Genomic DNA, 21,100 nt, shown 5'->3' with positions numbered 1-21,100 from the left:
ATCTAGCCGACTGCACGAAAGCTATTATATAACGAGTAGAAGATTTTTTGCTATGTAAAAGTTTCCTAAAGAAAAAGACGCTACCTCAGTAGCGCCTTTACTCCTTTTATTAATGCCCATCATGCCCTTGACCACTTTCTTGCACAATCTCTAATCTCTCATCTAATATTCCTTGTGTTTCGAATGAAATATCACTCGTACTTCCTAATAAGAAGCCGTGATTATACGGTCCAAGTGTTGGGTCATCTTTAAACTTCGGCTGAATACTTGCAAGGAAGTCATACACTGGTTGTGAAGCTTTTCCTTCCTCTAAAAAGATAACAGGGGCATGTTTACCCATATGTGAAAATGGTGCCCCAGCAACTGCTAAATCTGGTGTTTTGCTTGAAACAAATGATAAACCGTGACCAGGTTTTATGAATCCCCAGCCAAATTTTGTTTTTTCATCTTTAAACTTCGCAAATGCGATAGAATTTTCTGTTGGATTCTCACCGCTAATACGCGTTACTTTCCCATATTTGCTTAACTCTTTTTCTACTTCTTTTGAAACAATTTTTTCTGGTCCTAGTAAATATAGATTTGCTTTATCTTTTCTCATCTTTAATGCCTCTATTGTCGCTTCTGGCACTTTATCCTTTTCTGTATACAGTAGTGGTTCCGGCATATGAGAAATCCAGTTTACAGCGGGTGTTGTATATAAACGTCCTTCTTCTGCAGATGAACCGATAATAACACTATTTGGGTATTTTCCTGTTATATCGGCATACTCCTTATCAACATCTTTCGCAAATATAGCTGGGTCCGTTTCTTTTATTTGTTTTACTTTATAACCTTTTAATTGTTCAAGCGCGCTAGTACCTACATCCCCCATCACCATAATTTGTGTTCCATCTTTCGTTCCAATTGGATTTAATCGTTTTATTTCTTTTAACGTCATTTCCGGTATCTTTTCTTTTTCTATAAATAAAATCGGTCCGTTATTCGGATGATGAATAAGGTCTGCACTCGCAATACCTAATTGCCACTCGCTTGCTGGTACTAAAATAACAGCACCCGGCTGGTTCTCTTTATGGGTTGCTGGCCATATCGTTTGCGAAGTTAACACTGCCATTTGCAGGGGATCATTTGTATTTAACCTCGTCACATTTTTTAAACTTGTCGTTAATAAATCATTCGATGCCCCTTCGTTCATTTCTTTTGGCGCCGTTACCTCCTGATTCATTTTCATTTCCTTTTGCTCTGTTTTCTTCTCTTTTGTAGATTCATGATTTTTATGGTCTGTATTCGTTTGCCCACATGCAGCAAGACCAACTGCTGTAATTATTGTTATCCCAAAAATTCGGGTCATTTTTTTCACTATACCGCCTCCGTATTAATCATTTTTGAGCCAATATGATTACCTAAAATGTAATTTCAACTCCACAATAACAAGCAATTCTGAAGAAATTATGCAGACGCATCATAATCTGCACCATTTCTTCATGATTTTGCATTACACTTTAAGTAACGATTATAAATATGGAGGGCTCTCTATGATTGATATACTGCTCGTAGACGATGAACCGAGAATGCTTGAATTATTAACGCTTTATCTTACCCCAATTGGATATAACTGCGTATGTGCGACTTCAGGAGAAGAAGCTATTTTACATATAGAAAATCGAAACTTTAAATTTGTTTTACTCGATATTATGATGCCAAAGATGGACGGATGGGAAACGTGCAAAAAAATCCGATCTTTTAGTAACATTCCTATTATTATGGTTACAGCTCGTGATCAAACAGTAGATGTCGTTCAAGGATTAAAACTTGGAGCCGATGATTACGTAACGAAACCTTTCCATGAAGAAGAACTTTTCGCAAGAATTGAAGCCGTTTTAAGACGTACAAATGAACATAAACAAATCCAATATCACGGTATTGTATGGGATGAAACAAAACACTTCGTTTCTGTCCATAGTGAAGAACTCCTTCTCACACCAATTGAATTTTCTTTACTCGGATTATTTTTACGCCATGTGAACTACGTATTAAACCGTGATCAGCTCATCGAACGAATTTGGGGATTAAACACAAATACAGAAGATCGCACAGTCGATTCGCATATTCGTAATTTACGTGATAAATTGCGAAAAGCAAATTTCCCTATTGATTATCATTTAAAAACCGTGTATGGAGTAGGTTATCGATGGGTTGATACTGAACAGTAAGGGGCAAAACGATGAAACGAATTTCAATTCAATTCGGATTTTATTTTTTAATTGTTACACTTTTAATTGAAAGTGTTCTCTTTATTTTGCTCTATTATAGTCTCGTAAACACTAGAGTAAATGAAGAAATGACAGCTTTATTAAAGCGAGGAAATAGTCATCGAGATGTACTTGAAAAATATTACGATGAGCAAACCATCTCTCACGTAGCATTAATGGAATCTGAAGCTGAAACAACTGTCGTTATTACAAATACAAATAAAGAAGTGCTAGCTAAATCTAACGAAATAAACACGACTATAAAAAATCACATTAGTAGCATGCAGACTCGAACAGACCATAACGGAGCGATTATAGAAAATCATTGGAAAACATCTAATTATATATGTACAGTTAGTCCTATCATAGTAGCTGGAAAACATGAAGGGTATGTCTATATGTTTCTTGGAACAAAATCCATTGAAAAGTTGGTAAATGGATTAACGAAACAATTCATTATTGCTGGCGCCATCACGTTTCTACTCACAGTCATCACAATTTTCCTATTATCACGTTTATTAACAAAACCATTGTTACACATGAAACATGCAACTGAAAAAATGAGTAAAGGCGATTTGTCCGTTTCATTAACGACTACTCGAAATGATGAAATTGGTGAACTAGCATCATCTATTCAAACGCTCGCAAATGATTTACATTATATGAAAACAGAGCGAAGTGAATTTCTAGCAAGTGTTGCTCACGAATTACGAACACCGTTAACATACGTAAGAGGTTATGCTGACATTGCTTCAAAAGAAAGCACACCCCCAGAGCAACGTTTGCGATATTTATCAATTATAAAAGATGAGTCTGATTACATTACAAACTTAGTTCAAGATTTATTTTCACTTGCACAAATGGAACAACATAACTTTTCTATTCAAGTAAAGGAAGTACATTTACACACCTTCCTAACTCGCATAGCCGAAAAAGTAAATGCCATATATAAAGAAAGATACATTAAAGTTTCTTTCTCTTGTCCTCCTACACTGCTAGTAAACTTAGATGAACAACGATTTGAACAAGTTGTGGTGAACATTTTAAATAACGCTTATAGACATTCAAAAGAACATTCTCATATAAACATTTCTGTTACAGAAGAACATAAAAGTATTTCTATTACAATTGAAGATGAAGGCGAAGGTATTCCTCCTGAAGATCTCCCTCACATTTTCGACCGCTTTTATCGAGTTGATAAAGCGAGATCACGATCTACAGGCGGAACTGGTTTAGGACTATCTATCGTAAAAGAAATTGTAGAACTACACGGCGGAAATATTACTGTAACGAGCGAAATCGATTACGGGTCTTGCTTTATAGTTTCATTACCATCCATAAAGAAACACGACTATCATCAATAGTCGTGTTTTTTTATCACTTTACTTTATAATATAAATTTACAAATTGCCCAAAACGTTTCGTATCCGTTAAAGTTAAATTAATTTCCGGGTTCTTGTCTTGAAATAACGGAACTCCAGAACCTAATATGTGAGGTGTAATCGTAACAACATATTCATCAATTAGATTATTCTTAAAGAACTCTCTTAAGAGACTCCCTCCACCGACCATCCATATTTTAGATCCTTCTTGCTCTTTCAACCTTTTTGTAAACTCCACTACATCTTCATTTACAAACTCCACGTGTTCGTTTGAACCTTTTTCTGAGTTAGAAAAAACATAACATTTTTTATCTAAATACGGGAATGGTTCTATATGCTCTACTACATAATCGTACGTTCTTTTTCCCATAATTATTGTATCAATCGTTTCGTACATTTCTGTATAACCGTTATCTCCCTCCCCTTCGGTTTCCATTAACCACTGTAAATCATCATCTTCTTTCGCAATATATCCATCTAAGCTCGCCGCAATAAATAAAACTATTTCACGTGACATATTTTTTCCTCCTTACATCTCATCTTGATAACATTATGCTGTAAACAATATACTAACAATAAAACACGACAATTTATGTCATGTTTAAAAAGAAAAAAGGTGATACATTTGTCAAAAGCTAAACGCTTATTAGATATTCTTATATTTGCTTCTGCGAAAAAAGCATTTACAGCGCAAGAAATAGCTGATGAATTTAATATTTCTGTTCGTACTGTCCATAGATACATTTTAGATTTAAGTGATATGGGATTACCCATTTACGCTGAACAAGGTCGCAACGGAGGATATAAAGTATTAACGAATAGAGTAATTCCACCTATTTTATTTACCGAAGAAGAAGCAGTCTCCATCTTTTTTGCCTTTCAATCTTTAAGCTACTACAGAGACTTGCCTTTTAACACAGAAATAAATTCCGTTACACATAAACTATATAGCTCCCTACAACATGATGCGAAAGCTAAAGTTGACAAAATACGTTCTTATATCGCCTTTTGGAATCCGAAAAGAACAATTGAGACACCACTTTTAAACGAAGTGTTAACAGCGGCTATTGAAAATAAAAATTTACACTTTCAATACGAATCTAAATCAAGGATCAAAACAAAACACGTTCATCCTATCGGTGTATATGCGCATGATGGTTTATGGTATTTACCTGCTTATGATTTTAATGTAGAAAAAACATTACTGTATCGCGTCGATCGTATTCTTTCTATATTATCAACGGAAGAAAATGAAGATACATTCATGAATTTAGAAGAGTGGTTTGCCTCTAACTCTCACGTAGTACATAATCCTACTCAGTTACATGTTTTACTGTCAACAGAAGGCGTACGCCAATGTAAAAGCGTGCCTTACCTTGAAGAATTCGTTGTAAGAAACGAAAACGGGACAGGATATATACATTCAACAATTGATAAAGGAGAAATCAATTTTATTACCCCTTTATTTTATAGACTCGGAAAAGATGCAAAAGTTTTAGAACCGATAGAATTGATAGATGGTTTACGTATGCGTGCGAAAGAAGTTTTACATATGTATGGAGACGAAAAAAGCTGCTAAATATAAGCAGCTTTTTAATCTAGTTGTTTTTATTATGTTTACGATTGACGAATATCAAACCACCAACGATTTTTCGAATTCATATTTTCAGTGTCACCAATCCCTCTGTAATTGAAAGCATCCAAAAAGATTGAATCTAATTTATCTTCATCTACAAAATAACCTAAATTAACTTTTACCGTTTCTCCTGGTGTGATACTGCCAATATTGTAAAAGCTTTTTCCATCTCCATGAGGCTCTAAATAATCAACTTCGCCTGTCATAATATTTTTTTCTGCGATTCCATCTTTCCCAGCATACTGCCATGCATTTCCTTTATCTTCAAGAACTTTTATAGATGGAGTCATATAGATTTCTTCTGTCGCCTGTTTACCTATATTTTTCACTGTTGTTGTCAGGTAGACAAATTTAGGATGAATTAATTTTGATTCTACTAATTGATCAATTGAATCTTTACCATTTCCAGTTTTATATTTATCCCTTCTATATGGTATCAATTGTCCAGCTTGATCCAAAGCTTGATTCCTGCTTAGTATTCCTAAGCCCATTTCATTAAAGTTCTCTTGTTTAAAATCTTTGATTGAATCAAAGGCTTCAACTTTTTCTATCACATATTCAATTTGACTGTTATCCATAGATATCGTTACTGGAACCTTTTGCCCTATATGAAATAGTCGTTTGCTATCCTTCTTCAAAGGAATTACCTTAGTTGTTTTACTTTCTTGGCTAAAATACTTTTTATCATAATCGCTTATATATGATGACTTTTCTTTTGACGTGGGCTCAAGTGAAATGCTCCCTAGCACATCTATCATTTGTTCTTCGTTTATATCATTTCCAATATAACTTTGTAACATAATTCCTTCTTCCTCAAAATAGAGAAAAATTACTCTATTAAACATTAAATCTTTATTACCATTTTCTCTATGGACAATTACTGCCTTCTTACCATTTATCTCTTTTTCTTCATAATTTTTCGAGTACAGGGTTGGAAAATCTGAATTCCCTCCTACTCTCCAAAGAACGAATGAAAATCCACCCATTGCGTAGTTATCTTTAAAGAAATATTTCATAGCAGAGTCATCAATTGCTTCCATATTTTCTGGTAATTTATCGATTTTCAGCTTATACCACTTATCAGCCTTTTTCGAGTCCTTATTTGTTACTGAAATATTTACTTCATAATTTTGTTTTTGAACGATCATATTATAGACTTTTACTGCTCCAAAAACGGTTGTCGGCATGCCGATCAATAAGCAAGCAGCAGCGATTAACATACGATGTCTTTTACGCTTTTTCTGCGGTTGTCCATCTTTCAGCTTCATTTCCTCCATAAACAATTTCTTTTTGCGCGTATATGTATGTGAAAATTCATGTTGTTCTTCAAGTTTATCAAAATCATCTAAAGCAATTTTTTCAGCAAGTTCATATATTTCTTTGGAGTTCTTTGAATTCGTCATGTTGTATACCTCCTATCATATTTTGGACTCGTTTTCGAGCGCGTTCAAACTGCTTGCGGACATTTGCCTCCGTTATCCCCATAACACTTGAAATTTCTTGATACGTTAAGTTATAGAAGACTTTGTACTTAAACACCTGTCTGTTAGATTCATTTAACTCTTTTAGCAATGCATCAATTTGAAGCTCAGACATTTTACGTTTTTCCCACTCTTCAATATTTTCATCTACTGCCTCTACTGATTCTCTTTCATATTCTTCTAAAAATGTTTCATGTCGTTTATTTTTCCGGTAACTATCAATTGCCTTGTTTTTCGCGACCCTCAAAATGTAACGTTTAAGCTCTTGAGTAGCCAAGTTATGGAGCTTTTCCAAGTTCTTATAAAGAGTAATAAACGTCTCTTGAACTGCATCTTCTGCCTGCTGAATATTATTTAAAATAGAATAAGCTACGTAATAAATTTTTTGTTCGTACAACTCGTATAGCTCTTCCATCTTTTCATAATCGTTGTTTGTAACTTTCATATAATTCCTCCTCTCACTCTATATAACGAATGAGCCATATACTTTGTGACACTACAAAATCTATTTATAAATAAAATTTAATAATAAAATAAACAAAAGCCCAATTTCTCTATTTTAACTGAGAAATTGGGCTTTTTAATATTAGAATTTTCTTGACTGTTTCCCTAGGAATATCCCTCTTACGCCTTTTCAGTAAACAGCATTTGCTCTATCGCTTCGTTTAACAAGTTCTGTGTCTCTTCCAAGTTATGATTCTGCTTTTCTGCTGGTTGTACCATATAAAACTCAGCAAATGAGCGCTCTTTATATCTTGGTACGACATGCATGTGATAATGTGTTAACTCGTTAAATACTCCACCATTTTGACAAACTGTAACTCCGTCAGGTTTATATACTATCTTAATCGCTTTTGCAATAAGCTTAGAAGCATCCATAATGGATTTTGCTACAACGTCATCTAATTCGTCTACTTCTACAACATGCTGCTTTGGCACAATTAAAGTATGTCCTGGGTAGAAAGGCGCATGATCTAAAAAGCAAGTTACATAATCATCTTCATATACTTTATATATTTTTTCCTCTTCGTTTGCTAATTTACAACCTAAACAGTCCACTACACTTTCCCCTCTTTCTAAAAACATAAAAACGTGAGAATACGGCTCTCACGTTTTTATGTTTCACTTTATTAGCTCAATTGTTTCCGTAACCTTTATACTATCTTTTACAGATTGAACAATCGTACAATTTTTCACTGCAAGCTGCAGCGCCTTGTCCAGCTGCTCTTCTGTAATGTTTTCTGCTTTAATTTTATAGTGCAAATGAACACTTTCAACTGGCTTCGATAAAGCTTCACTTCTACCAATTTCAGTTTCGATTGTAAACGTATCATATGTAATACGTTTCTTTTCTAAAATCGTTCGAAAGACAATTGCACTACACCCTGCGATAGAAGAAACGAGTAATTGTAACGGTGAATACCCGTTTTCTTTTCCAATCGCTAATTGATCATACGATAAATCTGCTTCTATATCATCGTGTTTGATTGTTAGTTTCATTTGTTTTTTCCATCTCCACTTTCATCGGTTTCTGCCGTTTCTTACTAATATAATAATATATATAGCAGAAAATGATAAATGGAATACCACAGTATAACGCCATTCTTTGTTCAGGAATAAATGCTAAACTAATAACAACGATACTATTTGTAATTAAAGCTAAAATTGGAACAATTGGGTATAGTGGTGTTCTATACTTTAAGTCCTCTAACTTTCCTCCGCCTTTTATATACTGACTTCTAAAGCGAAGTTGCGATAGAGCAATAATGATCCAACTTGAAACAGCTGATAAACCAGCTATAGATAATAAGTACATGTATACTGTATCTTCTGCAAGGAAACTTGTGAATAAAGAAAGACCTGCTACCGCAATCGTTACGACTAGCGCTGTAATTGGAATACCACGCTTATTTACTTTCTGGAAGGAAGTTGGTGCCATTCCCTCATTTGCAAGTGACCATAGTATACGTGTCGCTGCATATAATCCAGAGTTCGCTACAGATAATAACGCAGTAATAATAACGAAGTTCATAATATCAGCTGCGTATGGAATACCAATTTTATCAAATACGACTACGAATGGACTTTCAATTACGCCTGCTTCTTTCCAAGAAATTAATCCTACTAAAATTGTCATCGTTAAAATGAAGAATAACATAATGCGCCATACTGTATTACGGATCGCACGTGGAATTGTTTTTTCTGGATTTTCACTTTCTCCCGCTGCAATTCCGATTAACTCTGTTCCTTGGAATGAGAAGTTAACTGTAATCATTGTAAGTAGTACGGCAGCTAGTCCATTCGGGAAAAGTCCACCATCGCTTACAAAGTTAGAGAAAAGAGGTGCTGCTTCTTTTCCGTCATATGATATAAATCCTAATAATGCACTACCACCAAGAACGACAAATGCAAGGATTGTAATTACTTTAATACTAGAAAACCAAAATTCTAATTCAGCATAACTTTTTGCCGAAATTGCGTTTGAAGCATATAAAATAACACCGAATACAAGGCACCATACCCAAACATCAACATTTGGAAACCATCTTTTCATCATTAAACCTATTGACGTTAATTCTAGACCCACTGTTACTGCCCAGCCAAGCCAGTATAACCAGCCAATCATAAAGCCCGTTCCTGGTCCAATAAACTTCGTTGCATACTTTTGGAAAGATCCTGAAACCGGCATCGCTACCGTTAACTCTCCAAGACAAAGCATTGTTAAATACATAATAAATCCGCCTACTAAATATGAAAGGATGGCTCCCCCTGGTCCAGCCTGATTAATAGTGTAACCTGAACCTAAGAAAAAACCAGTTCCGATTACACCACCAAGTGCGATCATAAATAAATGTCTACTCTTCATCGTGCGATGTAATTTCTCATTCGTTGGTTGCTGCATCTAAATCCTCCCCCTACCAATACCCCTATATCTTGTTAAAATTTTCTGATAATAAAAATATACACGAAAGCGATTACATTTTCTATATAAAATTAAAACTTTTCTGATAAAATAATATAAAAAATCTAATTATTGCAAGATTTAGATTCTATTTAGAGGAAAATAAGGAGAAACAAGGAAAAAACCCTTACATATATTGTAAGAGTCAACGAAGTTCTAATCTTCTCGATAAAATTGATAAACTATAATTTACGATAAAGTACATACAAGCTACTAATATAAATGTTGGAATCATGTAATTCACATTTTGCCCGCTAATAATTTGAGCATTATGCATAAGCTCAGGGAGTGATATAACAACCGCTAGCGACGTATCCTTCAGCAATGAAATAAATTGACTGACAAGCGGCGGAACCATTCTCCTTAATGCTTGTGGCAAAATAATATGCCAAAGCGCTTGCACATAAGTTAATCCCGAAGATCTTGCGGCTTCAACCTGCCCTTTTTCAATAGACAATAAACCACTTCTAACAATTTCAGATATCATTGCTGCCTCAAATATTGTTAAAGCAACAATTGCAGCTGTTATAATTTCTAATTTCAAGCCTGCTTCTGGAAGTGCAAAATACGTGAAAAATATAATTAACAGTAGTGGTAAGTTTCGAATCACTTCAACTATAACTCCTAATACTTGTGAGACGACAGGTATTTTCGTGTAGCGCAATATACCGATTACACTTCCAATAATAAAACTAAGTACAATTGCTATGAGCGCTACCTCTAATGTTATGAGTAACCCTTTTAATAAAAATAGAATATGATCTCCTGTAATTGCTCCCTTGAAATCCATTTACACCGCCTCCTTTGCCAAGCGTTTTTCTAAATAACGCACTAGCATACTGAGCGGAATTGTTAATATTAAATAAAACATCCCGACAAATATATAAACATCAAACGTAACAAACGTCTTCGTTGAAATTAAATCTCCTTGATACATTAAATCAGCACCAGCAATGATTCCAAGTATTGAAGAGTTTTTAACTAAATTGAGAAACTGGTTTCCTAAAGGGGGAATTACAATTTTCACAGCTTGGGGTAAGACAACATAATACATCGCCTGCACATACGTTAGCCCTGAAGAGCGGGCAGCTTCCATTTGCCCTTTCGCAACTGATAAAATACCAGCGCGAATTACTTCCGCAATAAAAGCTGCCGTATATACCGTAAGCGTAACTGTTCCTGCTACAAAACCATTTAAAGTAATTCCTATTACAGGTAAAGCAAAATAGAATATAAATGCAATTAATACGAGTGGAATATTTCTTACAAACTCCACAAAAGCTGATCCTATCCAATTTAAAATACGAATAGGTGCAATACGCATTACTGCCAAAATTACTCCTAAAATAAAACTGCCTATCAATGCAATTACACTAGACATAACTGTATATTTAAATCCTTCTAAATACATATCAATGTTATTCGTTAATATAGAAAAATCAGGCACATATTCTCCCCTCTTTCTTTACAAGAAGAGGATGAGTACTCTCATCCTCTCACTTTTACTATCTACTTTTCTGGTTTTTGTCCAATCCACTTCTCATATAATTTGTCATACTCCCCGCTTGCTTTCATGTCTTTAATTAAAGTATTAATCTCTTTCGTTAAATCATCTGCCCCTTTTTGCACTGCAATTCCGTATGGTTCATCTGTAAAAATTTTTCCTACTACTTCATAATTAGAATCTTGTTTTGCCATTCCGTAAAGGATCGCATTATCTGTCGTCAACACATCACCTTTACCTGCCTTTAACGCTGTAAATGCCTCACTATAATTTTCAAACTCTAATACAGTCGCTTCTGGTGACTTTTGACGAATGTTATTTGTAGATGTTGATCCTTTTACAGCTAATACTTTAACGCCTTGTTTTATATCATCAACGCTCTTAATATTGCTTCCTTTTTTCACAAGTAACGATTGTCCTGCTTTAAAATATACATCTGAAAAATCCACTTCTTTTTTGCGTTCTTCCGTAATTGTCATTGTTGCAATAATTGCATCAATATCACCATTTTTCAGCATTGGAATACGTGTTTTAGACGTTACTTCTTTCATCTCTAGCTTCTTTTCATCTCCAAGAATCTTTTTCGCAAGTGCCTTCGCGACATCAACATCGAATCCTTCTACCTGCCCTGTTGAAGGATTTTTTAATCCAAATAAATTCGTATCATTCTTTACCCCGACTACTAATTTCCCTCGTTTCTTAATTTGTTCAACAGCCCTGCCTTGCTTCGTATTTGTTTCCTTCGCCTCATCTTTTTTACTTCCACACCCAGCAACGACAAGTACGAATAAACACGAGAATACGATTAACATAAACAACTTTTTCATTTTAAGCATAAAACTCCTCCTTTAATGGTTTAACACTCGGCTTAAAAATAGACGCGCTCTTTCTTGTTCAGGACTCGCAAAGAATTGCGCCGGTGTTGTATCCTCAATGATTTTGCCATCATCCATAAATAAAATCCGATCCGCTACTTCTCGCGCAAATCCCATCTCATGCGTGACAACAACCATTGTCATCCCTTCTTTAGCCAGTGCTTTCATAACATCAAGTACCTCTCCAATCATCTCTGGATCAAGAGCAGACGTAGGCTCATCGAATAGCATAATTTCCGGCTGCATTGCAAGTCCTCTAGCAATTGCCACCCGTTGCTGTTGTCCTCCGGATAATTGATGTGGATATACGTTAGCCTTCTCTGGAATTCCTACTTTCTCTAAATAAAACATTGCTGTTTTCTCTGCTTCTTCTTTGGAAACTTTATTTACTTTAATCGGTGCTAATGTAATATTTTGAAGAACCGTTTTATGTGGATATAAATAAAAATGTTGAAAGACCATCCCAATATTTCGCCGCAATTCATTCATGTCCGTTTTTTTATTGTGTACCTCTGTATTTTGTACAATTAATTCTCCATCTGTAATTGGCTCTAATTGATTTATACACCGAAGCAACGTACTTTTTCCTGATCCTGAAGGCCCGACAACTACTACCACTTCGCCTTTTTTCACTTGCACATTAATATTTTTCAAAACTTGAAAGTTACCATAATATTTATTTACATTACGAAATTCTATCAACATACTCCCCCTTCCCCTAACAATGCATGTACATTCTTTTTATATTCAAAAATAGTCCCAAAAATAACTTTTAGCTTCAATTTGTCCATAAAAAAAAGCAAAGAGTTTCCCCTTTGCTTCTTCATTTCTATTCTGTTAAGATACTTCTTCTTTCTTATCTTTCCCGTATTCATGCTCCCAAAAATCAGCATTTTTAATTCCTAATGGCTGCGGATCGAATACTGGATCTTTTCCTTCTTTTTTCTGTTTTTCATAATCCTTTAATGCGACTAATGCAGGTTTTTGTAATAGTAAAATCGCAATGATATTTACCCATGCCATAATTCCTACACCGATATCACCTAAAGCCCACGCCGTTGCTGCTGTTTTAATACAGCCGTAGAATACAGCTCCTAAAAAAACAAATTTTAGTACCATAGACAACCAAGGACGATCTTTATCTCGATTTAAGTACGCAATATTCGTTTCTGCAATGTAGTAATACGCCATAATTGTTGTAAACGCGAAGAATAATAACGAGATTGCAACGAAACCATTTCCAAATCCAGGGAAAACAGATTCTACCGCCGCCTGTGTATATCCTGGTCCTGGCTGAGCACCATTTAATTTATTAACGATAAAGTTTTTTCCGCTTGCATCAAATACGTTATACATGCCTGTAATAATCATCATAAATGCTGTTGCTGAACAAACAAATAATGTATCAATGTAAACGGAAAATGCTTGCACTAAACCTTGCTTAGCTGGATGTGATACTTCAGCTGCTGCTGCTGCATGTGGTCCAGTTCCTTGCCCTGCTTCATTGGAATAAATACCACGTTTTACTCCCCAAGAAATTGCTAAACCGATAATACCACCGAAAGCAGCTTCTAATGCAAATGCACTTCTTATAATTAACATAAATGCTTCTGGCAATTTTTCAATATTCATAGCAACAATGACGCAAGCTACTAAAATATAGCCTATTGCCATAAACGGTACGACAACTTGCGCTACGTTAACAATTCGCTTCACTCCACCGAAAATAATAAGAGCTAATACGACAACTAATATAGCCCCTGATACGGTAGTATTAATACCAAAAGCCGTTTCTAAACTTACAGCAATACTATTTGCTTGTACACCCGGTAATAAAAGTCCTGTTGCAAGAATTGTCGCTGCAACGAACACTAAAGCATACCATTTAACTCCTAAACCTTTTTCGATGTAATAAGCAGGACCACCTCGGAACTGTCCTTGATGTTTCGTCTTATATATTTGCGCTAATGTCGATTCTACATAAGCAGAACCTGCTCCTAAGAAGGCTACTGCCCACATCCAAAATACAGCCCCTGGTCCACCAAATGCAACCGCTGTTGCTACCCCAGCGATATTCCCTGTCCCAACGCGCCCTGATAAAGAAAGTGCTAACGCCTGAAATGAAGAAACACCAGCCTCTGATTTTTCTCCTTGAAATGTCAGCTTCACCATTTCTCCTACGTGTCTTACTTGTAAAAACTTTGTTCGAATGGAAAAATATAAACCTACTCCTAAACATAAATAAACAAGTGCTGGACTCCAAACAATATTATTTAACCAATTTACGAAAGTTTCCAACATTCCCCCTCCTTCTTTATAAAGAATATTCAGAATATATATAAAATTATAAGTGCATACCGAATCTAGGACAATATTATTTTAATAAAACAAACATATTTTTGTATAAAAAAACAAAGTATACATTTATTTTGTATACTTTGTTTTGAACAAAATGTATTATATATTCACAATTGCTTCTTCGCTTATAATTCTTTCATATAACTCTTCAGATAATTTTTGGAAGTTATCTGGCATATCTTTCCCCTTAAACTTCTTTTGGAGTGTGCCGTATAGACCTATGTCACGTAAACGTAAAAATAGTGGTAACGATTCATACCAACTATCCGCCAGCCTGTGCTCATACTCATATCCTTTTCGTAACACTTGTAACTGTTTACGAGCAAAATCTGTTTTCTCTTCTGCTGTCCACGGTGTAAATAGAACAGAGTAGTATAGAACCATCGCTAAATCATGTATAAAGTAATTATAAGCCGCATCATCAAAATCAAAGATTGTTAGCTCTTTACCATCATAATGAAAATTACCTGGATGAATATCACCGTGCATAAGACCGAACGTTTCTCTTTCAACTGGAAGAGCCTTAATTTCATCCATTAATACCGCTGCAATCTTTTTCACTTGATCATCTTCTAATTCATTAATAATCCCACTTTCGTCTTCTTCCCACGTATCACGATGATTCGTTTTAGGATAGTTCATTGTTAGGCGATGCAGTTGTCCAATCGCTTTTCCCCATGCTTCAAAATAAGCATCTCCCCAATAAGGTGATCCTTCCCCTTTTACTTGCTCGCCTTTTGCATATGTAAATAAAGACGCGAAAAAGAACGTTCCATCCTCTGCTACGATTTCTTCTACGAGATTTCGAGACGTTGAATCAAGAGGTCCTGCTACCTTTGCCCCATTCTCTGCAACATATCGTAAAAAATCTAGTTCAGCCTCTACCTCTTGTTTAGAGCGATGAGAAGAATGTGTTAAACGTAATACGTAATCTTCATCATTATCACCCTTTGCCTTAAAAATATAATTTTCAAAATCTCCAAGTGGCTTTTCTTCTACTGTTACATGAAATTCCCTTGCCGCTCTTGCTAAAATTTCCTTTGTAAAAACACGTTCTACAGCTATTTCCATATATATCCCTCCTATATATCTTCTTAATTCGACACAAACGTGAGAAGTACTGCTATGAAATTGAATAATGCACAAAAGACAATGTAACGTAACTTTCAATTCTCTTCTTAAAAAAATAATCTAAGCATAAATTTCTCACAAAAAGCAAAAATTAACAGAAGTAATTTTATTCTAAAAGAGGTGGAAAGTATGACAGAGAAAAAAGAACAACAAGAGAGTAAAAAACAAAAGCATATGTTTCCATCACTTCCGGAGAACATTAATTACATTGAAAATAAACTTTCTCATTCTGATGATATAAAAAAATTAGATCTCCCTTTTCAAAACGGAAAAGGAACAATCTTATATATTGAATCTTTAGCAGATCCAAATTTAATTCATCAATTAGCTCTTGAACCATTATTAACTCGATCGGATCTGTCCTTAGATAAAGCCTTTTCCACATTAAATATGAAAAAAGAAACGAATTTAAATTATGGAGTACAGGTTTTATTACAAGGTAAATCCTTATATTTTCATGAACATGTCAATAGTTTTTGTATTTTCGAAACAGCTTTATCTTTAAAGAGAGATATAGCAGAGCCTGATAATGAAGGAATTGTGCGCGGTCCACATACTGGTTTTGTAGAGGATCTAGCAACGAATTTAACCTCTATTCGCAAACTCATTAAGAGTCCAAATTTAGTTGTTAAGTACTTTACAATCGGTGAAGAGATGCACACGAAAGTGGCAATTGCTTATATGCAAAATATAGCCAATGACGATCTAGTTGCCGAAGTGAAAAGAAGGTTAGAAAAAATTAAGACAGATGCACTTATGCCTCCAGGATACATACAAGAATTCATAGAGGATACGTCCTTCTCGCCATTTCCGCAGCAATTAAATACAGAGCGTCCAGATAGGACCGCTGCTAATTTAATGGAAGGACGGGTTGCAATTTTATCTGATGGGGACCCAACAGCGCTCATCGTACCTGTTACGTTATTCGCTTTTTATCAATCACCAGATGATTATAATAACCGCTGGATTGTAGGTTCTTTCGTCCGAATGATTCGCTTAGTAAGTTTTTTAATTGCCTTTCTCTTGCCAGCTTTATATATTGCAACTGTCGCTTTTCATCCTGATGTGTTACCGCTCGAACTTGTGTATACAATTAAAGCTTCATTAGAGAAAGTACCGCTTCCTCCTATTTTTGAAGCTCTCTTAATGGAATTAATCTTTGAATTGTTACGCGAAGCTGGTATTCGCTTGCCGAGCCGAGTGGGACAAACAATCGGTATTGTAGGTGGTTTAGTAATTGGTGATGCAATTGTAAAGGCTGGGCTTGTTTCTTACACAATGATTATCGTTGTAGCTTTAACTGCAATTTCATCTTTTCTCGTTCCATCAAATGATATGAGCTCAGCAGTTCGCATTCTTCGTTTTCCATTAATGCTTCTTGCTGCTATATTCGGATATTTAGGAATATCATTCGGTCTCATTATAACTTTTGTTCATTTATGTCAGCTACATTCATTTCATACACCATATCTTTCTCCTGTTGCCCCGATGCGGATAAAAGATATGAAAGATTCTTTCGTAAGACTACCAATTTGGTCATTTTGGGAAAGACCACATGATCCAAAGCCGAAAAAAATGCAACGCCAACATGTAACGAGAGAGGATGAGGACGGTGACAAACACGCAAAGTAAAATTTCACTAGTTCAATTTACCTTTTTCGTTATTCAATGCCAAATCGGAGTGGGCATACTTTCTCTACCGAACCGTCTTCACCTAATAGCAAAAGGTGGTGGATGGATTTCTGCTCTTATCGCTGGTCTGGCAATTCAACTTATTATTTTACTTATGTGGCTTTTCTTAAAACGATTTCCTGATGCAAATATGTATGAAAGTGTTTGTATGCTATTTGGTAATAAGTTTGGAAAACTATTAGGTTTTGCTTATGTTTTTTATTTTACACTTATCGGTATGACGGTTATGTTAAATGCTTGTAATGTCATTAAAGTATGGGTTTTACAAGCAACTCCGTGGTCTGCAATTCTCATATTATGTACAGTAGCTTGTTGTTATGTCGCTTATAATACATTTAAAGTCATCGTACGATTTTATGTCATGGCCTCTATTCTCATTATTCCAATGGCCCTTTTAATTGCCCTAGGGTTTTCCCGAGCTGATTTTTCTTATATTTTCCCACTTACAGAGGCTGGGTGGTGGAATATTATTCAAGCATCGAAAGAAACAATTACAGCCATGTATGGTTTTGAAATTATTCTTATTGCCTTTCCAAAAGTAAACGGGAGTTCTGTGGCAAAACTGAAGGCCATTTCTATCGCTAATGGATTTGTAACACTTTTTTATACTTTTACCGTTTGGATTTGCTTTATCGTATTTAGTCCAAAACAAGTTGAGCTTATTCCAGAGCCAGTTGCTTACTTATTACGCTCCTTGCATATTGGAATTATAGACCGAACGGACCTAATCTTCATACCAATTTGGATGATAACTGTCGCTGCCTCTATTGCTAGTTATTATTGTGCTGCTTCTATCGGCATTGGACACATATTCAACCTTGCTAATCATAAAAAAGCTGTTCCAATCGTTGGTATAATTGCTTTTAGTGTAGCCTTATTTATAGATACACCTGAAGAATTAAAAGTAATTGCAACTTTCACTGATAAGTTCACCTATATTTTCATCGTTGTCCTCCCTCTTTTATTTCTACTTTATTCAGTAATAAGAAAGAAGAAAGGAGAACAATATGTTCCAAAAAAGAGTTAAATTACTTTTTATATTATGTACTAGTTCCCTCCTTTCTGGCTGTTGGGATCAAGAACCATTAAGAGAAGCGAGATTAGCTTATAGTATTGGAGCTGATATTACGGAAGAGAATAAACTCCAGCAAACAATCGAGCTCGTAAAAAGTTCAAGCGGAGAACAATCTTCATTCGAGAATGAAATACATTCAGCAACCGGGCATAACATAAGAGATACAAGCGATTCCCTAAAAAAAAATGTGACTGGAAATATTCGCTATTTTAAATATGGTGTTCAATTACTAGGAACCAAAATTCTAAAAAAAGGGATACTACCCTATTTAGATGTCAGTTTTCGGGATCCAACAAATCCAACTGCTTTAGTAAAGCTTATTGCAGTAGATGGTGAAACGTCCGAGGTACTCGAAAAAAAGAAAGTAGGAAATTTATTAATTGGAGATTTTTTAAAGAAAAAAGTGAAAAGCTTAGAAGATATGAGTGTATTTCCAAAAGAAACTTTAGAAACAGCTGCTACAAAAATGTTAGACCCCGGTAAAGACTTTATACTCCCTTCCATAAAAATAAAAGGAAAAGAAGTAATTACAAACGGGTTAGCTTTATTTAACAATGATAAATTAACTGGGCATTTACCTTTGAAACAATCGGTTTTATTCGTATTATTAACCGGAAAAATGGGAACAAGTGCGCGTATAACCCAAAAGCTTACTAGCGAGAAATCAGAGAAGACATCTGATTATTTAACAATGGAAATTAGCAATCGAAAGTTAAAACGAGACTTAAAAATAACGACAGATAAAAAAGGAAATGTTTATGCTCACATTAAACTACAACTAAAAGTGATAGCGCTTGAAGCTCCAAGAGATAACCTTTATAAAATGGATGAAAGAAAAAAACTAAATAAAGAATTGTCTAAACAGCTTACGAAAGAAGCTAAAAAGATAACTAACAAGCTACAAAAAGCTAACTGTGATGCTTTCGGTATCGGAAGACACCTTATCGCCTATCACCCTGACTTATGGAAGAAAAAAAATTGGAATAAAGATTATGCAAAAGTAAAATTCAAACCTGAGGTAGATGTAAATATTTTGTATAGTGGTGTCTTAAAATAAAAAGGTTGTATGCCGCTCGGGCATACAACCTTTTTATTTCGTATATCGATACACAATTGATTCATATGGTCTTAAGTTAAGTTTTGTAATATCCTTGCTGCAATCTTTATAATTCGACAGTAGTACCTCTTGTTTCATTCCATCTAATTGAACATGAGCTGGTACAGAATACTTTATTTCTTCTCCATAGAAGTTATTGATAACAAGTAATATCTCATCATTTACAGTACGTGTATATGCCCAAATCTTAGGATGATTCTTATCTAAAATAGCATATTCTCCTTCTGTCATAACATCATATGTTTTTCTTAGTTCAATTAGTTTTTTATAATGATAAAATACAGACTCTTTATCGGCTAGTGCCTTCTCTACGTTTATTTCTTTAAAATTTTTAGCCGCTGAAATCCAAGGTGTACTTGTTGTAAACCCGCTATTTATTTCTTCATTCCACTGCATCGGAGTGCGAGAGTTGTCACGAGATTTTTGCTTTAAAATCCCTATAATCTCTTCTTGTGATAGCCCTTCTTTTAGCTTTATATCGTATATATTTAACGATTCCACATCACGATATTGCTCGATGGACTCAAATTTAGGATTCGTCATACCGATTTCTTCCCCCTGATAAATATAAGGCGTTCCTTGCAGCATGTGCATAGCTGTCGCTAACATTTTTGCAGATTCGTTTCGGTACTTTCCATCATCACCAAAGCGTGACACAATGCGAGGCTGGTCATGATTACACCAAAATAACGCATTCCATCCTCCGCCCTTTTGCATTTCAATTTGCCAGTTAGACATAATCTCTTTTAATTTAATGAAATCAAACTCTGCTTTCTTCCACTTATCACCATTCGGATAATCTACTTTTAAATGATGGAAACTAAACGTCATGCTCAGTTCATTGCGCTCAGGATTAGAATATTTAATACAATTATCAATTGTCGTAGAAGACATTTCTCCAACTGTAATTACATCTTTTCCTGCAAAAACATTGCGGTTCATCTCTTGTAAATATTCATGAACACGCGGGCCATCTGTATAATACTTGCGTCCATCACTTGTCGCAATATTACCTTCATCGTTTAAGAAGCATTGGTCTTTTGAAATTAAATTAATGACATCTAATCGGAATCCCGTTACCCCTTTATCCAGCCAAAAGCGCATCATATCATATACTTCTTCACGAAGTTTTTCATTTTCCCAATTCAAATCAGCTTGTGTTTCATCAAATAAATGTAAATAATATTGCTCCGTCTTCTCATCATATTTCCAAGCAGATCCACCAAACTTAGACTGCCAATTATTTTTTTCATCACGCCAAATATAGTAATTACGATATGGACTATTTTTATCTTCCTTCGCTTCTTTAAACCACTTATGTTCAGTCGAACTATGATTTACAACAATATCAAGCATAATCTCAATGTTACGTACTTTCGCTTCTGCTAAAAGTTCTTCAAACTCTTCCATCATTCCGTAAGATGGATCAATGCTGTAGTAATCACTTACATCATATCCATTATCATTTTGTGGTGATTGGTATATCGGTGTTAACCATATATAATCCACTCCGAGTTCTTTTAAATAATCTAGTTTCTCTGTAACCCCTTTTATATCCCCGGTTTCCCTATTGTAATAACTATTAAAGCTCTTCGGATAAATTTGATAGACTACACTTTTATGCCAATCCTTCATGTT

Annotated in this window: 19 protein-coding genes and 1 pseudogene; 6 read left to right on the top strand and 14 right to left on the bottom strand. The window is 35.0% G+C overall.

The window, feature by feature from the left end; all coding sequences use genetic code 11:
- Nucleotides 1-109: 109 nt before the first annotated feature.
- Entirely contained in the window at nucleotides 110-1,357 is a 1,248-nt protein-coding gene (locus CGQ22_RS25645) for an ArsR family transcriptional regulator (RefSeq protein WP_089149533.1), read from the bottom strand.
- Nucleotides 1,358-1,532: 175 nt separating this feature from the next.
- Between CGQ22_RS25645 and CGQ22_RS25640 the strand changes: the two genes are divergently transcribed.
- Together CGQ22_RS25640 and CGQ22_RS25635 are read left to right on the top strand one after the other, a co-directional pair.
- Complete coding sequence (locus CGQ22_RS25640) at nucleotides 1,533-2,210, top strand: response regulator transcription factor (RefSeq protein ID WP_089149532.1); 678 nt, start codon at nucleotides 1,533-1,535, stop codon at nucleotides 2,208-2,210.
- An 11-nt stretch (nucleotides 2,211-2,221) separates the two neighbouring features.
- A complete protein-coding gene (locus CGQ22_RS25635) occupies nucleotides 2,222-3,613 on the top strand; it encodes a sensor histidine kinase (protein ID WP_089149531.1) in 1,392 nt (463 codons plus the stop codon).
- Between the two features lie 13 nt (nucleotides 3,614-3,626).
- Here the strand turns inward: CGQ22_RS25635 and CGQ22_RS25630 are convergent, their stop codons facing one another.
- Nucleotides 3,627-4,148, bottom strand: coding sequence for a dihydrofolate reductase family protein (locus CGQ22_RS25630; RefSeq protein ID WP_000085766.1), 522 nt, complete (start codon nucleotides 4,146-4,148; stop codon nucleotides 3,627-3,629).
- Nucleotides 4,149-4,223: 75 nt separating this feature from the next.
- Between CGQ22_RS25630 and CGQ22_RS25625 the strand changes: the two genes are divergently transcribed.
- Nucleotides 4,224-5,210, top strand: coding sequence for a helix-turn-helix transcriptional regulator (locus CGQ22_RS25625; protein WP_139032705.1), 987 nt, complete (start codon nucleotides 4,224-4,226; stop codon nucleotides 5,208-5,210).
- Between the two features lie 38 nt (nucleotides 5,211-5,248).
- Here the strand turns inward: CGQ22_RS25625 and CGQ22_RS25620 are convergent, their stop codons facing one another.
- From CGQ22_RS25620 to CGQ22_RS25565, 11 genes and pseudogenes are all read right to left on the bottom strand, one after another.
- Complete coding sequence (locus tag CGQ22_RS25620) at nucleotides 5,249-6,670, bottom strand: DUF4367 domain-containing protein (RefSeq protein ID WP_089149529.1); 1,422 nt, start codon at nucleotides 6,668-6,670, stop codon at nucleotides 5,249-5,251.
- Nucleotides 6,636-7,193, bottom strand: a complete 558-nt coding sequence (locus CGQ22_RS25615; RefSeq protein ID WP_000869264.1) for an RNA polymerase sigma factor — start codon at nucleotides 7,191-7,193, stop codon at nucleotides 6,636-6,638. Before CGQ22_RS25615 ends, CGQ22_RS25620 begins: the two co-directional genes overlap by 35 nt.
- A 179-nt stretch (nucleotides 7,194-7,372) precedes the next feature.
- Complete coding sequence (locus CGQ22_RS25610) at nucleotides 7,373-7,834, bottom strand: HIT family protein (protein WP_139032704.1); 462 nt, start codon at nucleotides 7,832-7,834, stop codon at nucleotides 7,373-7,375.
- 36 nt (nucleotides 7,835-7,870) lie between these two features.
- Nucleotides 7,871-8,248: an OsmC family protein gene (locus CGQ22_RS25605; protein ID WP_000778819.1), complete on the bottom strand. Its 378-nt coding sequence runs from the start codon at nucleotides 8,246-8,248 to the stop codon at nucleotides 7,871-7,873.
- Nucleotides 8,223-9,650 (bottom strand): amino acid permease, encoded by a 1,428-nt coding sequence (locus CGQ22_RS25600; protein WP_001187097.1) that lies wholly within the window; start codon nucleotides 9,648-9,650, stop codon nucleotides 8,223-8,225. The genes CGQ22_RS25605 and CGQ22_RS25600 overlap by 26 nt, the downstream gene beginning before the upstream one ends.
- A 205-nt stretch (nucleotides 9,651-9,855) precedes the next feature.
- A complete protein-coding gene (locus CGQ22_RS25595) occupies nucleotides 9,856-10,500 on the bottom strand; it encodes an amino acid ABC transporter permease (RefSeq protein ID WP_000345958.1) in 645 nt (214 codons plus the stop codon).
- The gene (locus tag CGQ22_RS25590) at nucleotides 10,501-11,157 is read right to left on the bottom strand and encodes an amino acid ABC transporter permease (RefSeq protein ID WP_001112667.1); all 657 of its coding nucleotides are present in this window, start codon (nucleotides 11,155-11,157) and stop codon (nucleotides 10,501-10,503) included.
- A 62-nt stretch (nucleotides 11,158-11,219) separates the two neighbouring features.
- On the bottom strand, nucleotides 11,220-12,050 hold the full coding sequence (glnH, locus tag CGQ22_RS25585) for a glutamine ABC transporter substrate-binding protein GlnH (RefSeq protein ID WP_089149527.1): 831 nt from the start codon (nucleotides 12,048-12,050) through the stop codon (nucleotides 11,220-11,222).
- Nucleotides 12,051-12,062: 12 nt separating this feature from the next.
- A pseudogene (locus CGQ22_RS25580) lies at nucleotides 12,063-12,982 on the bottom strand (amino acid ABC transporter ATP-binding protein).
- Nucleotides 12,927-14,387, bottom strand: coding sequence for an alanine/glycine:cation symporter family protein (locus tag CGQ22_RS25570; protein WP_000447398.1), 1,461 nt, complete (start codon nucleotides 14,385-14,387; stop codon nucleotides 12,927-12,929). The pseudogene CGQ22_RS25580 and the gene CGQ22_RS25570 overlap by 56 nt, the downstream one beginning before the upstream one ends.
- Before the next feature lie 159 nt (nucleotides 14,388-14,546).
- Entirely contained in the window at nucleotides 14,547-15,518 is a 972-nt protein-coding gene (locus CGQ22_RS25565; protein ID WP_000401633.1) for a phosphotransferase enzyme family protein, read from the bottom strand.
- Between the two features lie 189 nt (nucleotides 15,519-15,707).
- On the opposite strand from CGQ22_RS25565, the gene gerKA reads away from it, so the two are divergent.
- Genes gerKA through gerKC form a run of 3 tightly spaced genes read left to right on the top strand, consistent with a single transcriptional unit; the run spans nucleotide 15,708 to nucleotide 19,402 of the window.
- Complete coding sequence (gene gerKA / locus CGQ22_RS25560; RefSeq protein ID WP_000136664.1) at nucleotides 15,708-17,210, top strand: spore germination protein GerKA; 1,503 nt, start codon at nucleotides 15,708-15,710, stop codon at nucleotides 17,208-17,210.
- Nucleotides 17,191-18,297, top strand: coding sequence for a GerAB/ArcD/ProY family transporter (locus CGQ22_RS25555; RefSeq protein ID WP_000185767.1), 1,107 nt, complete (start codon nucleotides 17,191-17,193; stop codon nucleotides 18,295-18,297). The genes gerKA and CGQ22_RS25555 overlap by 20 nt, the downstream gene beginning before the upstream one ends.
- On the top strand, nucleotides 18,278-19,402 hold the full coding sequence (gerKC, locus tag CGQ22_RS25550; protein ID WP_000486845.1) for a spore germination protein GerKC: 1,125 nt from the start codon (nucleotides 18,278-18,280) through the stop codon (nucleotides 19,400-19,402). Before CGQ22_RS25555 ends, gerKC begins: the two co-directional genes overlap by 20 nt.
- Nucleotides 19,403-19,435: 33 nt before the next feature.
- Here the strand turns inward: gerKC and treC are convergent, their stop codons facing one another.
- Complete coding sequence (treC, locus tag CGQ22_RS25545; RefSeq protein WP_089149526.1) at nucleotides 19,436-21,097, bottom strand: alpha,alpha-phosphotrehalase; 1,662 nt, start codon at nucleotides 21,095-21,097, stop codon at nucleotides 19,436-19,438.
- Nucleotides 21,098-21,100 lie beyond the last annotated feature (3 nt).

The organism is Bacillus sp. M13(2017) (assembly GCF_002218325.1).
GTDB lineage: Bacteria > Bacillota > Bacilli > Bacillales > Bacillaceae_G > Bacillus_A > Bacillus_A thuringiensis_K.
This window is presented reverse-complemented; position numbering and strand designations above follow the sequence as displayed.